This is a genomic window from Candidatus Niyogibacteria bacterium CG10_big_fil_rev_8_21_14_0_10_46_36 (assembly GCA_002772995.1).
Taxonomy (GTDB): Bacteria; Patescibacteriota; Minisyncoccia; order 1-14-0-10-42-19; family 1-14-0-10-42-19; genus 1-14-0-10-46-36.
Map to the genome: position 1 here is coordinate 58,766 of PFCO01000003.1, position 15,029 is coordinate 73,794.

General features: G+C 44.1%; 14 protein-coding genes, 1 tRNA gene and 1 pseudogene (1 of these 16 cut by a window edge). 1 reads left to right on the forward strand and 15 read right to left on the reverse strand.

The window, feature by feature from the left end; translation table 11 throughout:
- Positions 1-3: 3 nt before the first annotated feature.
- The 4 genes from COU47_01315 to rplJ all read right to left on the reverse strand — a co-directional run bounded on the left by COU47_01315 (position 4) and on the right by rplJ (position 1,774).
- Positions 4-75 (reverse strand) — tRNA-Val (locus COU47_01315).
- 28 nt (positions 76-103) lie between these two features.
- Positions 104-736, reverse strand: coding sequence for a hypothetical protein (locus COU47_01320; GenBank protein PIR69707.1), 633 nt, complete (start codon positions 734-736; stop codon positions 104-106).
- Positions 737-812: 76 nt separating this feature from the next.
- Positions 813-1,223 (reverse strand): 50S ribosomal protein L7/L12, encoded by a 411-nt coding sequence (locus COU47_01325; GenBank protein PIR69708.1) that lies wholly within the window; start codon positions 1,221-1,223, stop codon positions 813-815.
- Between the two features lie 29 nt (positions 1,224-1,252).
- Positions 1,253-1,774, reverse strand: a complete 522-nt coding sequence (gene rplJ / locus COU47_01330; protein PIR69709.1) for a 50S ribosomal protein L10 — start codon at positions 1,772-1,774, stop codon at positions 1,253-1,255.
- Positions 1,775-2,143: 369 nt separating this feature from the next.
- On the opposite strand from rplJ, the gene COU47_01335 reads away from it, so the two are divergent.
- Positions 2,144-2,944, forward strand: coding sequence for a hypothetical protein (locus COU47_01335; GenBank protein ID PIR69710.1), 801 nt, complete (start codon positions 2,144-2,146; stop codon positions 2,942-2,944).
- Positions 2,945-2,986: 42 nt separating this feature from the next.
- Here COU47_01335 and COU47_01340 read toward each other — a convergent pair whose 3' ends face one another.
- The 11 genes and pseudogenes from COU47_01340 to COU47_01390 all read right to left on the reverse strand — a co-directional run.
- Positions 2,987-3,784 (reverse strand): hypothetical protein, encoded by a 798-nt coding sequence (locus COU47_01340; protein PIR69711.1) that lies wholly within the window; start codon positions 3,782-3,784, stop codon positions 2,987-2,989.
- Positions 3,735-4,916: a hypothetical protein gene (locus tag COU47_01345; protein PIR69712.1), complete on the reverse strand. Its 1,182-nt coding sequence runs from the start codon at positions 4,914-4,916 to the stop codon at positions 3,735-3,737. The genes COU47_01340 and COU47_01345 overlap by 50 nt, the downstream gene beginning before the upstream one ends.
- Before the next feature lie 17 nt (positions 4,917-4,933).
- A complete protein-coding gene (locus COU47_01350) occupies positions 4,934-5,632 on the reverse strand; it encodes an endonuclease III (GenBank protein PIR69713.1) in 699 nt (232 codons plus the stop codon).
- A gap of 5 nt (positions 5,633-5,637) precedes the next feature.
- The gene (locus tag COU47_01355) at positions 5,638-5,877 is read right to left on the reverse strand and encodes a hypothetical protein (GenBank protein PIR69714.1); all 240 of its coding nucleotides are present in this window, start codon (positions 5,875-5,877) and stop codon (positions 5,638-5,640) included.
- A gap of 163 nt (positions 5,878-6,040) precedes the next feature.
- The gene (locus COU47_01360; protein ID PIR69715.1) at positions 6,041-6,667 is read right to left on the reverse strand and encodes a hypothetical protein; all 627 of its coding nucleotides are present in this window, start codon (positions 6,665-6,667) and stop codon (positions 6,041-6,043) included.
- A gap of 263 nt (positions 6,668-6,930) precedes the next feature.
- Entirely contained in the window at positions 6,931-10,572 is a 3,642-nt protein-coding gene (locus tag COU47_01365) for a hypothetical protein (GenBank protein PIR69716.1), read from the reverse strand.
- A gap of 792 nt (positions 10,573-11,364) precedes the next feature.
- Positions 11,365-12,231, reverse strand: a complete 867-nt coding sequence (locus COU47_01370; GenBank protein PIR69717.1) for a hypothetical protein — start codon at positions 12,229-12,231, stop codon at positions 11,365-11,367.
- Between the two features lie 56 nt (positions 12,232-12,287).
- On the reverse strand, positions 12,288-13,490 hold the full coding sequence (locus COU47_01375) for a hypothetical protein (GenBank protein ID PIR69718.1): 1,203 nt from the start codon (positions 13,488-13,490) through the stop codon (positions 12,288-12,290).
- A gap of 36 nt (positions 13,491-13,526) precedes the next feature.
- The gene (locus COU47_01380; GenBank protein ID PIR69719.1) at positions 13,527-14,189 is read right to left on the reverse strand and encodes a hypothetical protein; all 663 of its coding nucleotides are present in this window, start codon (positions 14,187-14,189) and stop codon (positions 13,527-13,529) included.
- A 151-nt stretch (positions 14,190-14,340) separates the two neighbouring features.
- Complete coding sequence (locus tag COU47_01385; GenBank protein PIR69720.1) at positions 14,341-14,553, reverse strand: hypothetical protein; 213 nt, start codon at positions 14,551-14,553, stop codon at positions 14,341-14,343.
- Between the two features lie 434 nt (positions 14,554-14,987).
- Positions 14,988-15,029 (reverse strand): annotated as a pseudogene (locus COU47_01390) (hypothetical protein); it runs 879 nt beyond the window's last position.

Sequence of the window (15,029 nt, forward strand, 5' to 3'; positions counted from 1 at the left end):
ATATGCACCTTGTTGGGATCGAACCAACGGCCTTTCCGATGTGAACGGAACGCTCTACCACTGAGCTAAAGGTGCGCGGATCTCCAAAGAGATGGATAGCACTTTAGAGTCCTATTTTGTCGTAAATTGTTTCGTGTGGATAATCAAAGATATCGCGTATGAACTTGTCATACATCCCCACACGATAGGTAAATTCTTTTGAATTCAGTGTCGCATAATTAAGTTCTTTACCCACCTTTGCTTCAATTGCACGCATAACACGCTCGAGCTTTGTCTTTTTGATATTGTCTCCAACTATCAAAATATCAATCCGCGAATCACTCCCCTCTTCTGAATCAAGAAAAAAGCCGGTAAGCACGACTAACTTTATAGTTCCTGTTCCCCGGATTCTGCGCAAAAGCTGATCTCGCGGTATGGGAGCGGCATTTAACAGAAGATTTTTAAGCGGCCGCAAAAATGGAAATAAGGGATTTAACTGCCATCCTTTTATCTTTTTCTTCCGAGCACGGCGCCCCTTTTTTGACTGTGAGCGCAAAACAATCTCCGACTCTCTTACCCCCTGCATAATAAATCCTATTTTTTTGAGGAGATTTATTTCGTAGCGCGCCTTTCGTGGCACTACTTTGCTCCGCTCGCTTATATCAAATGCATCAAATACCTCTTCTGGGTTTAACAAAAAAAGGCGCATAATCTTGATGAGATGTTCTGATGAAAAAAGCTCTGCAAGAATATCCATACAATAAATGTACTCAAAAAATCAAAACAATTCAACAATAGACAAACGGCGCGTATATACGCGCCGTTTGTTCTGTTTATTTAAGTTCTACTTGACCTCCTGCCGCTTCTATTTTCTTCTTAAGCTCTTCTGCTTCTACCTTGGGCATGCCCTCCTTCAGTGGCTTCGGAGCTGCGTCAACCAAGTCTTTTGCTTCCTTGAGACCAAGACCGAGCACTTCGCGCACAATCTTGATGACCTGAATCTTCTGCTCTCCTCCCGACTTCAATTCAACGGTAAATGAGTCCTTCTCTTCTCCGCCGCCCGCGTCTCCTCCTGCGGGAGCTGCCGCCATCATCCCCATAGGCATTGCCGCAGAAACTCCGAATTTTTCTTCAAGAACTTTTACGAGCTCTGAAAGATCAAGAACACTCATTCCTTCGATCTTTTCAACAATATCCTTGAACTTTTCAGGAACTGTTACTTCTTTTGTTTCTTCTTCAGACATATGTGTAATAGCGTATGAATAATAATGGGTTATGACCGACTCTTTGAAATATTATGCAATACTCCTATAAATCCCTGCACCGGTCCATTTATCACCCGGACAAACCCGCTCAACGGCGATGCTATGCTGCCTACCACCTGCCCCAAAAGTACTTCTCGCGGAGGAATAGATGCAAGCATTTTTACCGTCTCCATGCCCACGAAACCCTTTTCGTATATCCCCCCGAGCACCTGGAGCCCCTCCACCTTCTTTGCAAAATCAACAAGAATCTTTACTGCTTCTATCGGCTCTCCCTCTTTAAAGAAAAGCGCAATCTCTCCGTCAAATCCGGACATCTCTCCGGAAAATCCAAATCCATCAAGCACCCGTTTTACCAAGCGTTTTTTTGCAACCTTCAACGTAGCCCCCGCCTCGCGAAGTTCACCACGCAACGTGGACATGTCAGCCACCGACAGTCCGTGGAAATTTACGAACACAATCATGTCTGCTTTTTCTGACAGCTCGTGCACTTCTTTGATTATTATTTCTTTTTTTTGTTTTGTGATTGCCATTATATTTAGTTAATTTAGATAACCCGCCTTCGCTAAGCTACGACGAGATTTATTTTTTACAGCTACACCTCACGCAGGCAAAAAATAAAAAATCCACGACAAAAGCCGCGGTTCATTCACCTTGGGAGGAATTATTTATAAGGTTACGGTTCTTGCGGCCCGTCCCGACTCCGTCGGGATTTCGTCGCGTAGAACGCTCCTCAACCTCCTGTCTACGGCTATACACCCCAGTATACTGATACAGAGGAAGGTGTCAAGTGATTAACGCCGTTTATCCGGCTTGTTGCTTGCTATTATTGACTTTTTAATTTTTTCTTGTATAATAGCTCAAGCATTCATAAAAAATTCTTTACCAAAGGAGAGTACATAATGAAAAAGATTTTCGTAACGGTTATTACGATTGTCGTTTTAAGCGTCCCAGCGCTTGCAGAAGATGTTTTCACCCGGGATATGATACTGAGGTCGCATTCGCCCACTTCGGATGTTTATAGCGTACCGAGGGGAATACAGCCGTATATCCCCGAAAAGGCAGGGGTGATAGGCTTTGGGACGATAGCAGGACTTATTCTAAGTTCAATCTTTGCGGAAGAGCCGACTGCGTCTTTTATACGTCATAGCGGTGCCACAAACGTAAAAACGCATTACTGGTTCCTTGGACAGAAAAAGAAATGCAAAGGAATCGGCGGAGGCTCTCCGTTGGCGTGCACCACATGGAATAACGCCAGCGATATATCTACGGGAGAATTAGCGCTTGCGAATATCTCAACTGATATATTCAAGACTATATTTGCCGAAGATCTGCGCCAGGCAACGCGCGGGTATGAGGGAACACATTATGCTCTCATGCTCAATGCCGTTGCCATCACTTCTATGCTGGAGGTTTGTGCGCACGCTGCATCTTTCGTTGATCTCGGCATATTCACTCCGGATGAAGCAACATCCGTGGAAAAAGCCTGGGGCAAAAACGCAAAGATTGGCTACCATGCAGGAAGTGCTATTGTGTGCGTGTTTGAGGTGTATATGCACGGAAAAGACGCGATACGCAACATAGCCGGAAAAAGCTACACGGTCGCGGTTATGCCGTGGGAAAAGATCGGCATCAATGTGGGCCCATTTATAGCACCTGCAGGAGATGTTGGGTACGGCTTAGAGTACAGATACTATTTCTAAAGCAAAAAGGGCAGCTTCGGCTGTCCTTTTTTATTTTATGCATCAATGCAGCAACTGGTATGAGGCAACAATAGCTGCTGTTTCTGACTTAAGAGTAAGCTTTCCGAGAGAGATGACCAAATGGCCTGCTTTTTGCGCCACTTCTATTTCCTGTCTGTTCCATCCCCCCTCCGGGCCCACAAAAAGTGCCACAAACGGTTTTGAGGGGTACGAGACTACCCGCTCAGCAGAAGCAGCGTCTACCGTCGGAAAGAATGATTGTAATCCCTTTTTGGAGGCATATGAAACCGCCTCATGAAAAAGCATAAGCGGACGAAGTTTTGGTATAACCGCTCTTCCGGACTGCTCTGCCGCTTCCTTGATTATTTTTTCGGCACGCTCCTGGTTATATGAGCGCTTCACCGACCGCTCTGTTAAAATAGGCACAAACTCACTCACGCCAACCTCTACTCCCTTTTCGAGAACCCACTCAAATTTATCTTTTTTAATAAGCGACTGGAACAATACCAATTTTCGTTTTGGTTCCCGGTTGGGTATGACGCATTGCAAAACGCGCACGACACAGCCGCGCCGCGAGATATCTTCTATTTTTGCCGCGCAGTCATACCCGGAACCGTCAAACAGAATAATATCATCCCCTTCTTTCATGCGCAGAACCGAAGAAAGCTGGTGAGCAAGCTCTCGCGAACACTCAACATGCTGGTCTTTTTCTAATTTTTGGTTTACGAAAAATCGATGCATCACCCTATTTTCCAATAAAAAAACGGCCTTCGCAAGGCCGTTTTGGTTTTTATATTTTCGGCAACATTGTTCCTTTCCGGGATAATTCTCTGTTTGCATACCGCCTGTCTCCCGTTATGTTTTTTATAATCTTTAAAAATGGAGGGACCTCTACCTCAGGCTGTTCTTCGGTCGTCTCTATTTCCAAAATAGAGAGTCCTTCGTGCGGGAATATAAACACATCCAGCTTGAAGTATTGGTTTTTCCAGATAAAACAATAGCGGATTTTTGCGATGACCTCAAAATCATTATCCCGCTCCGCATACAGTTTCGTATAATACTCCTCTTCCGTAATCTGGCGCTCCGTCTCTGCGCGTTTTTTGTGCCCTGCTATTTCTCGTTTATGCGTCTCGTAATATATGGACTCCCCCTCCTGTTCCCGTCGCCGTATGCGCCGCTCACCGATAGCACCGGACATTATGTACGCCTGTTCTATAGAAACAGGAATAACTGAGCTCGTACCGTATTGCAGAGACCAACATGAGGTTTCATGCCTTGCACAATCCCCCGATAAAAAAGACGGCGCATAGACTAAAAATCGCTCTTCTTCCTGTGTGGGTGTTGGCATCTCCAATTTTCTACAGACAGCAGCCCAGACACGCCGTATCTTGTGATCAAAATCCTTGCTATGGACATTATCAATAATCATGAGGTCTTCGTGCCCCACCCAAGCATTCTGTGTCGCTCTGTCTTTTGCAACGGCCTCCTCAAGCGTTCGTTCCTTTCGCGCAGGATTGTTTTTGAGTGTGTAACACTCTTCTGCGCCATCGGCTGCCGTTACCATATGTATAACCGCATCATATCGCTTGTCGCGTATCTCTGTTATATCGGATGTCCCCAGATATTTTTCGCATATTCCATAAAACTCGCGCTTATTTGAGCAATACGCTTCAATGTCCCCCACCCCTCTGTCCCCAAGATATATGGGACGGCACGGAAACGGCTGAGAGCATAAAAAGCTTTCCAAAAGCTCTTCCTCAAAAAATAACTGGAGCCGCATAATGCGTTCCTGAAGGTAGGACGAATCAATGTCATCCCGGTATTTAAATCCCGCATTTAAAAGTATAGTTGCGGCTTCGGGCGCGACCATAACGGTAAACCCATTGTTCCGCAGCCACTCAGAAATGACATTCAGCGCCGTCGTTTTGCCGCCACACGGACCGCCAGTAAGCACTACCCGGGGTATATGCATTCAAGTTTCCTCCTTTTTTACTTTTTAAAGATCTTCGGGCAAATATTTTTTACATAACACCACTCACATTCTGGGCGTGGCGCCCTGTGAATGCCCCTATTATATTCCACCATAGTGTAATTAATCCATATCCAATCTTTTTTCTGAAATAATTTCATGAGATCCTTTTCTATTTTTTTGGGGTCGTGTTCTTTTGTAAACCCGAAACGCCTAGAGACCTGAATGACATGGGTGTCCACCGCAATACCCTCCGCAATATAATAAACATGATTCAACACGATATTTGCGGTTTTTCGAGCAACGCCGGGCAAGCGCGTCATCTCTTCAATAGTTTTGGGCATCTTGCCTCCACATTCATCACGAAGCATACGCGCTGCCCCAATAATGTTTTTTGCTTTTTGTCGGAAAAATCCGAGCGCATGGATTTCTTTTTGGAATGTCTTAAGGTGAGCAGAGGCAAAATCATTCACTGTTTTATACTTCTTAAAAAGCCCTTTTTCTTGCGTTATCTCATTTACTTTTTTGTCTGTTGCTTGTGCCGAAAGCATGGTTGCTGCAAGCATCTGCATGGGTGTTTTCCATTTGAGCACCGATGTTGTACGCGGATAAGCCCCCCTCATACACAAAAGAAGGGCGCGTGCCCTCTTTTTCCGCTTCTCAAAGCTCTCATTCTGCCACGCTTTGAATGTATGATGTTTGTGCGCTGATTTTAACATATTATTCACAGGTTTTCCCCAGAAAATTCCCTGATTTCTATTATCTTGCTTCTCGTACGCGCTCCTTTTTTGATATGCAGCCGCGAAGGAACGATACCTAAAAAGCTGGCAAGAAGTTCTATTATTGCATGGTTCGCAGACCCTCCTTTTGCTTTTTCTTTCACATGCACCTCAAATGTATCAGATTTTTTTTGCACAACCCTCTCCTTTGAAGAGCCGGGATATGCTTTTATTTTGACAAGCATTTATCCGAAAAATCTACTGCTCAAAAAGAGCGCGACCAGTCCCACCACGATAATGAAGACGAATCTGCTTATATATGACCAGATAGAACCTTTATTTTCCTCCATATCTCTTATTATACTATGTCCGTTCCATGAAATAAAAAACCCCATGAGGGGCTTTTTATTATTGAATGCTATTGAGCATAAGCTGCATATCTCCCGTTATATCAGTACCTGCATCTATGCCTTTTTGCAATATATCTTTTGCCTTGTCGGCATCATGCAAGACATCGTAATAGAATTCAAATGCTTTTGCGTACAACTGTGGGCCATCCGGTGCTTTTTCTATTCCTTGCAAGAGATATTCCTCTCCTTTTGTGTTGTCATGGAAATAATAAATATAAAGATCAGCAAGATTATTATACGGACGCTGGTCATTGGGACGAAAAGCGAGAGCATATTCCCATGCTTCTCTTGCTCCTTCAAGATCCCCCGTTATTTTTCGGAAAATCCCCAGATCAAGCCAATCATCAATATCTGCAGGATCTTCTTTCAAGTTGCCGATGACGGTTTCTAAGTCTTTTTTTATCCGTTCCCCTGTTTCTTGCTGCATATCAGACGGAATAACAATAGGCCGGTCCAAGTCCGGAATAGACACATCCGGAAGCGCAAACGGGTCTTCTGTCTGCGTATCATCTCCATCATCTGAAGTGTCGTTTTTATAACTATCCCAAAGGAAGAAATAAAACATCCCTCCAAGAAGCAAAAGAATAATAATCGCTGGCGTTATAAAAGATGAATATTTTTTCATACCTTGTAATAGAAATTTAAAATTTTAATATATTAAAACACTTATGTTTGGCGCTCCTTTTATATGTAAATAATTTCTGCTCACCCCGCTCCTTCGTTCTGCGCACCATTCATATTTTTTCACCACGGGGCGTATATATCAATGTATATCAAATTTTTTCTCATTTCAAGGCCGCCAAAAGCAAGCACGCAAACCAAAAGCCCCCGCGTATGCGGGGGCTCTGGCAGCTTTCCGTACAGAGTACGGATCACAAGGAAGCTAGATTAGTTCTCTGAAGTGAGGGTCTCGTGCGCCATATTGGTGCCCGGGAGTCCTGGTACTTCGTAACCGTTTGTGAAGTCTTCGTCAGTAATTGCGCTTGTAGTGGTTGTTGAGCGCGGAGTCCAGACAAGGTCGTTGTTTGAATCCGTGTTAATTGTGACTGCATCACCCATTTCTGGTGATCCTGTGGTGCCACATCCCGTTATACAAACGATTGTCGGGAATGCCGCGTCACCCATGAGCTTCGCTTCTACCGACTCTGTTCCGGTAACAGTTTCAACACCCGTTACATCAGCCGCAAAGCGGAACCATCGAGTTTCCCCTGAAGGAACTTTGTATGTGGTTGTCGCTGCGTTGCCATCGCCACAAGTGGTCTGGCCTGAATCCATAAAGATGTTGATATCTGTTCCGTGAAGACCCGTGGTGTTTGCGTTATACGCTGAACCCTGAGAACTCGGCCACGCACACTTACCTGCGTTCAAAAGTCCTGTTGAGCTGAATGTGCTGTCCGGAGTTGAGAAGCTCGAGTCAGTAAATGCGTAGAGGGCGTATGCAGAGCTCGTACCATTCGCGATCGAACCTGATGAAGATGAGATCTGGAAGGTAAACTTGTAGAATTCTACATCACCGCCTACCGCGGTTACCTTGAACTTGTAGAAGGTTCGGTCAGAACCTGTCTTGAATGTCTTCTCTGAGCTAGTCAGGTCGATCTTCGCAAATGAAGGATATGCCTTCATGATGCGAACACCAGTGATTGACGTGTCGCTACCGGTCGGTGAAATAGTCTGTGCAGACCCTACACCAACACCGTAGTTACCGCCATTCAAACCAAGCGCCTGAGCATCCCATTGTACTTTCAAGAAGTCTCCTGAACTTACAAGCGGACCTGATACGCTAATACCTGAGATGTCACCCTTAACGGTCAGGGTCTTTGAACCATCCTTCGGAATGCGGAATGCTCCTGATGCAATCAATGATGATGTTGCATAGTCGCCCGCTGCTCCGAATGAGGCAGTACCAATCTGGGTTGAACCATCCCACAGTGTTATCTGTTGGCCAGCAAGGTCAATCGGCGTGTTAGACGCAGCTCCAGTAAGCTCGAAGTTCACGCGTCGGACATCAATATCCTCGAATGAACCGGAGAACTTAAGTTTTGCAAGCGTTACGCCTGTTGTTCCTGCCTGAACAATGCTGTATCCCGGTGTTGAATCATTAACAACGGTGTACGAACCATTTGCTTGTACGGTCATTGCCTGACCCACAGAACCGTTTTCTGAGACAGTTGCTGCCTGTCCTGATGTTACACCTGTCGGCGTCGGAGTCGAAGCTGTGTTGTAACCCCACTGGAATCCTGTGTTCGCAGTAGCCCCAGAAGAAACATTACACTTCAAGGAAAGCGTTTTTACTGTTCCCTTTGGAACAGTAAGTCCTGTTCCCAAGAATGTGAATGCTGTTGAGGATGCAACCGCTGACGGGTCTACTGAGTTTGATACCTCAGTTGATCCATCGTACAGTTTACAGTTTGTTAAATCAGTGGCAGTACCTCCCGTCGGAGTGTTGTACTCAAGCGGAAGTGAAGCAAACCGAATGTCATCACCAGAGTTTGTCGCGTCAAGTTCGTAATTTGCAAACAAGAATCCTGATGTTCCTGCTACAACGGTCTGAGCAATCGGAACGCTTGAAACGCTGATTGTAACCGCTGCCGCTTTCAATGTCATCTGATTTCCCGTGATTGCTGATGACGGAGACGGCGTAATTGAAACTCCCGTTGTCTGGCCGGTTACTGTTGACCAGTCACTGCTCGGAGTTGTGGATGCCGTTACCGTATCGTTGTTCGCAAAGTCAGTTCCATACTTACCCTTTAGGGTGTATGTCTGTTTGCCAATGGGGAAGATAACAGTTTCGGAAAATGTTACAGTCGTGCCACTTCCGTCAGCAGGACCCGCTACCACTACACCGTCCTCGCGGACAAGCGAAATGCTCGTAAGGTCTGCCGCAGTTGCGCCATTTCCATTGTCATCAACGCCAAGGTTGAAGACAATCTGTGCTACAGAGATAGGTTCACCCTTAACTTCTACATTGAAGCCACCGATGACCTGGCCGTTAACATTCTCTGCTACGTTTTGCGCAGGAATAGCTGTTGAGCTCTCAACAGTGATAGTTCCTGTATCGATGGTAACCTGATATGCATCAAACCATGGGTTTGTTGTCTGGTGGAATGCTCCGTCGTCAGTACCCGCTGTATCGGTTCCTGCCGGAGGAGTAATGTTATACCCGAATGTCTTTCCGTAGAATGTTACGTCTGTTCGGCGGAAAACATCAAAGTCAATTGTTCGGCCTGAACCGTCAACAATGTCACCTTTGATGGATGCTTCTACTGAAAACCCTTTCGGGACTTCAATCCCAGCGCCAAAGTTTGCGCTGTAGTATTTTCCATCTTCGGAAACAACTGCATCATATTCAGTACCGTTTATTACGATCTTAACGTTTGCTAAGTCGCCAGATGCCGCTGAACCTGACTGGTTGAAGCGAATGTTCTTCAAAAGAAGATCTTCTGCCGAACCTGCTGTGAACTTAACTGAAGTAAAGGTGTATCCTGTCTCACCTACTTTCTTGTTTACGCTTGCACCCGGATCCAACGGACCGATTGCATTTGTAACACTACCGATAGTAAGCGAGTTGTTCAGTGTGTGAATCGCTCCCTTTATAGGAAGTGAACCGGATAATGTTGCGGTACCCTTCAAAGCGATCGCTGTAACCGTTAAGAGAGGTGTCTCGCCTACATTAGATGCAAGACTTGCCGCCATGTCACCCGCAATAGTAATTGTCCGGGTCGTTCCTGCCTTAACAGTGAAGTCTTCGGTCAATGTTGCTTGGTGAAGTGAGTTCAATGTCTTTGAAAGCCCGATTCGGGTTCCATCTTGGTCGATCAACACAATACCGCTGAATGCGCTGTCCGCACCCAACCCCTGCCGTTCAACAGTTATTGAGTCTACGATTACATCGCTCGCTCCCGCGCTCAATGTAATAACCGTAAACGGAACTCCTTGTGCGTTCTTTACCGCCAAGGAATCTGCCGGCTGTGTGCCTGCCGCTACCAACAAAGTGCCTGCTGAAACTGGCGTTGTCGGTGTTGTTGGCGTTGTCGGTGTGGTTGGAGCCGTGGTGCCGTACAATGCGTTTAATTTAGCTCGCGTGGACGGACCTACAAAACCTGTAGGAGCCGAGAGTCCCACCGGAGTCAAAACTTCAGAAGCATATTTGTTCTGAAAGCAATTTACTCCGTCACGCGTGATGGGACCAAAATATCCTGTGTAGGATGCAAAGTTGAAGCATCCTTCCAAATCCAATGCTTGCTGGAGAGCAGAAACTTCAGAATTGTTCATATCCATGGAAAGGTTTGTGTTAAACACATGGAAGAATCCTGATTGGCTACCGCCGCCTCCCTGCAAACCTGAAAGCTGTGATTGCAATGTTGAAATCTGCGCTAACAGTGCTTGGATTTGTGCTTGAAGATCAGCAACTGTTTGTGCCTGGGCTGCTGCCGGAATAAAATATCCGACTCCTCCAAGCCACAATGCAGTTGTTACACTCAGAACGGTAGAAGCAATTTTTGCTTTCGCCGTTCCTCTTAAGCTACTCATATGTGATAATGAATGACTCTTTTTTTCTCCTGCTTAAAGCGGGATTCAAAAAGAGTTTTGAGAAAGATAGATATGATCTCGACAATTGACCACATGATAACTTTCTCGAATGTTCAAACAATTAATAATTCTTGAATGGGAAAAATCTACGATATTAAGAAGTTAAGCCATAAGAGAATGGAAACCATTCCTCATCGACCTAGCTTTCCGATGCTCATACATATATATACCAGCATCAAGCAACTTCTTGTCCTTGCTTTATCTGTCAATACACACAATAAGAATGTAGAAATAAATTCGTACATTTTTATAACAATCAATCCGTGCTTCCTTTTATATATTGCTGTCAATGTTCTTCCCTAATCCTGTCGAGGGAAATAATTATTTCCCCTTTTCTACACGCATCATTGCGCACAGTGAAGGAAAAATAATGTTTAATTTTTTAAAAAAATAATTCAGGCAAACGGATACAGGAAACCAGCCAGTCATATGGCTTTGATAAAAAATTTTTACACTCTACATAAATAACTGCATTTACACTCTTCACCAGTCATTCTTCCTTATAATTTATTATAGATACAGCGAAAAATGCTTGCAAAATAGTACTGTGGATAACTTAAAACACTTATTTTAGGCTCTATTTTGCAATTCGTCAATCTATGCCAACGCCCCTTAAAAACCTTATTTTTCTTGCTTCTCTATAGGATAAAACAACACAAAATAGAAGGTCAATGAATAATGCGCCAAACAATAAACAAATATCCTGTCAACTGCCCTATATAATAGGTAAGGCTACCCCTGAGCACTTAACACATAGCGTCTCCAGCGTTTATCTCCATACTTGCGTATAACTCCCGTATCCACAAGCGCAAGGAGGTCTCGTTGTATGGTTTTTTCGCTCACTCCTCCGAAATACGCAGCAACATCGCTCACGCTCACTTCGCCGCGCTCTCGAACAATAGATACAATTTTGTCCTTTCTTTCTGAAGAATCTTCTGTCGGCTGATTGCCCCCGAGTGCCCGCTCCGTCGTTTTCAATTCTTTTTCTTTTCTAAAATCGCTTTCTCCTTTTTCCTGAAAAGCATTTATTGGTGGAGAAAAATATTGCCCAGAAAAATGATTTTTTTCTTCTCCCCCAGAAACATCGTTCCTTGAAATTTTTTCTATTTTGTTTTCTGGTAAAGAAATGTGTCCGTTAGATAAATTATTTTTTTCTTTTTTGTCTTTTAATATCTCTTCAATTGATCTCATGGACAATTGTTTTTTGGAATCGGGCAAAATACTTTCTTTCTTGTCTTTTATGAAATCGAGAAGCATATGATACTCCTTTATGAGAATCTCGAAGTTGGTCCGAGAAATAAATGTTCCCAGCGACGCCAATTCCAGCGCATTAATCACGCGAGGAATTATTTTTTCTGCTTTGTCAATATACTTCTCCCGTTCATACGCCGTTGAGTCCTCGATATTTGAAAATATTTTGAACACAAAAATTCCTTCTTTGCGCAAATGCCACTTTAGCGGCTCCTTGTCCGGGAAAATATCAGTTATCCTGTAAAGTGCTTCGGTAATTTTTTGCGCACGACTTCGCAAATATTCGCAGTATATATTTGGGTTATGAGAAGATTGCTTCATAAAAAAATAAAAAATAGAAAAGTCCATATACTAATGGACATTTAAGACATTATAACAGACATTAAAGTCTATTGGACAAGGTATTATTTTTCTTGAGAGACATCCTTTACCCCTACAATCCGAAGCGCTTCTTCTACCGTTGTTACCCCTCGAGAAACTTTGCTTATCATCGCTTCCCACAGGCTCTTTGTCCCTTTTTTCTGGAACACACCCCCCAATTGAGATATATTCTTCCCCTCCATGATATACGATTTTATCTCTTCATCAAATACCACTACTTCAAAAACCCCCTCTCTGTCCAAATAACCACTTCCTCCGCATTCTTTACAGCCCCTCCCCCACTTAAGAGAAATGCCAGAAAGCGAATCCCCGAGAACATCTTTTTCAAATTTGCTTAATGTATACGGTTCCTTACATTTTTCGCAAATTTTTCTTACAAGCCTCCCGGAGACGACTCCAATAAGAATGTGAGAAATAACTGAGCGAGGAACACCCATTTCTAAAAAACGGATCACTATCCCAGGAACATCAAATGTGTGAAATGTCGCGAACACAAGAATGCCTGAGAGCGCTGCCTGAACAGACATTTGCACCGTTTCAATATCACGCAACTCTCCGAGCATGATAACATCGGGGTCTTGACGCACAACAGCCCGAAGCGCCTTAGGGAACGTGAGCCCTATATTTTCACGAACTTGCAGCTGTCTGATAGTGTCCATTTGAAATTCTATAGGGTCTTCTATGGTTACTATGTTGTTGCTAGGCGTATTAAGTGTTTTTAAAACCGAATACAAGAGAGTTGTTTTCCCCGCCCCCGTAGGACCAGTAATGAGACACATCCCGTATGGCAGAGCGATCATTCGTTTTATATCCGCAAGCTGATTAAACTCAAATCCGAGACTTTCAAGCCCCATCATTGCATCCTTCCTATCTAGGAGACGTAGTACAGCCGCTTCCCCGAATGTTGTTGGATATGTAGATACCCGAAGGTTATAAATCTTGCCATCTTTATCATATATCTCAAAGTGTCCGTCCTGAGGAAAGCGCTTTTCCATTATCTCCATACTTGCAAGAACCTTTATCCGAGATATTATCTCGTCTTGTCCCTGCTTTTCGAATACTTCAACCGGATGCAAAAAGCCGTCTACCCGAAAACGGATACCGAATGAATCCCGCGCCGGCTCAAAATGTATATCGCTTGCTCGCTCTGTTATTGCGCGGCGCAATACGGAATCAACGAGGTCAGTTATATTTTTATATTGGCGTCCTCCTGGTTCTTCAGCCATGTATATAGTATATCACTCCCCACCCGCGCAACGGAACTATGATGACGCGTGCTTTCTCATCTTTCTTCGAAGTGTGTAAAGGCTTGCTCCCGTAATGCCGAGCATGACACCGAGCATTACGATAAAATAAAATGGATTTCCCGCCAAAAAAGCGTCGCTTAAATATACAAGCGTTGTTGCTGAGAATATTTCATAAGTAATTGTTGCAATAACATATTTCCCAAAATGATATCTGACAATACCTAAAACATAGCCCGCAATTTCGGATGGAATCGCAAACCGAAACAATACAACAAGTCCGAATTGCGCTCTTCCTGATATATGGCTCTTGTAATATTCGATTTTTTCCGTAGTCCCCGTGTGCGAAAGAAACGGCTCCCGTAAGGCGCTTCCGATAAAGTAAATGATTATCCCCCCGATAAGCCAGCCGGAAACAAGCAGCACAATAGTAAGCGATTCACCCCATGCAGGAATGACCAGAGGGACAAGCGGAGCGCTCGAAAATGGGGAGACAACCACAGCAACCACCGCAAGCATCACAAATACCAGCACTGCAAGGATTGGGCTTTCGTGGATATAAGTCTCTATAAAATTTTGAGCCTCTGCAAAGACACTTTGGAGAAATCCGGAAGACCAAAAAATTACCCCTATAAGAATAAGGAGAAGGGCAAAAAATATATGTCTTTTCTCAAAAATCATTTTTAAATGTATTGAAAAATAAGGGTTTTAGGGCCTAACAGCATAAAGCCCCGTAATCACTTGACTTTATTTATACGTTAGTATATAATAGGCAGGATTTAAGGGTAAGTCAAACCCTTGGAAATGGTTTTCTATATACTATAATTTAATCTTATTCCATGAACACCATCAATAAAAATATGAAAAATACCTTATTTTTTGCAGGTCTTGTGGGGATTGCTGTATTTTTGGCGGTTTCGCCAATGGTCACTTCAGCAACCTCCAACACCGCAACTATTATTGCTACAAAAATTGTTTGTAATAGCGAATCGGATCTCCCTAACTGGGGAAATGCTAGTAGCGATACAAATATTACCGCAAACACCGCCTCAAGCTTTCTTGCGTCGCACCCAAACTGCCACGCAGAAGCTGGTTGGAGTTTTCAATGGGGATTTTCGCGTGATGGAGCTCAAAACCCAGGAGATTCATTTGTCGGTGCTGCAGGTTCGCCGTGGCAGACATTTGGCGTAACGGATTCTAACGGACGCACAAGCGTGCAAGTCCCCCTGAGTCAGAATAGCAGCAATACCGTTTGGATACGCGAAGTTTTGAAATCAGGATATATTCCCTTTGCACACCCCTCAAATACAAGCGCGGAACTGTATTGTAATACTGATAATTGGAAATACGATAACTATGACCGCGTTGATAACCCGCAAGCCGGCGGAACATATTACTGTATTGCGTTTAATGTATTGAACGCGCCGCCTCCAGCATCCCCTACTGTAGATATCAAAGCAAACGGCAGTGATGGACCGATCACCATCGGATACAATGCAAGCGCGACAATAAGCTGGACAT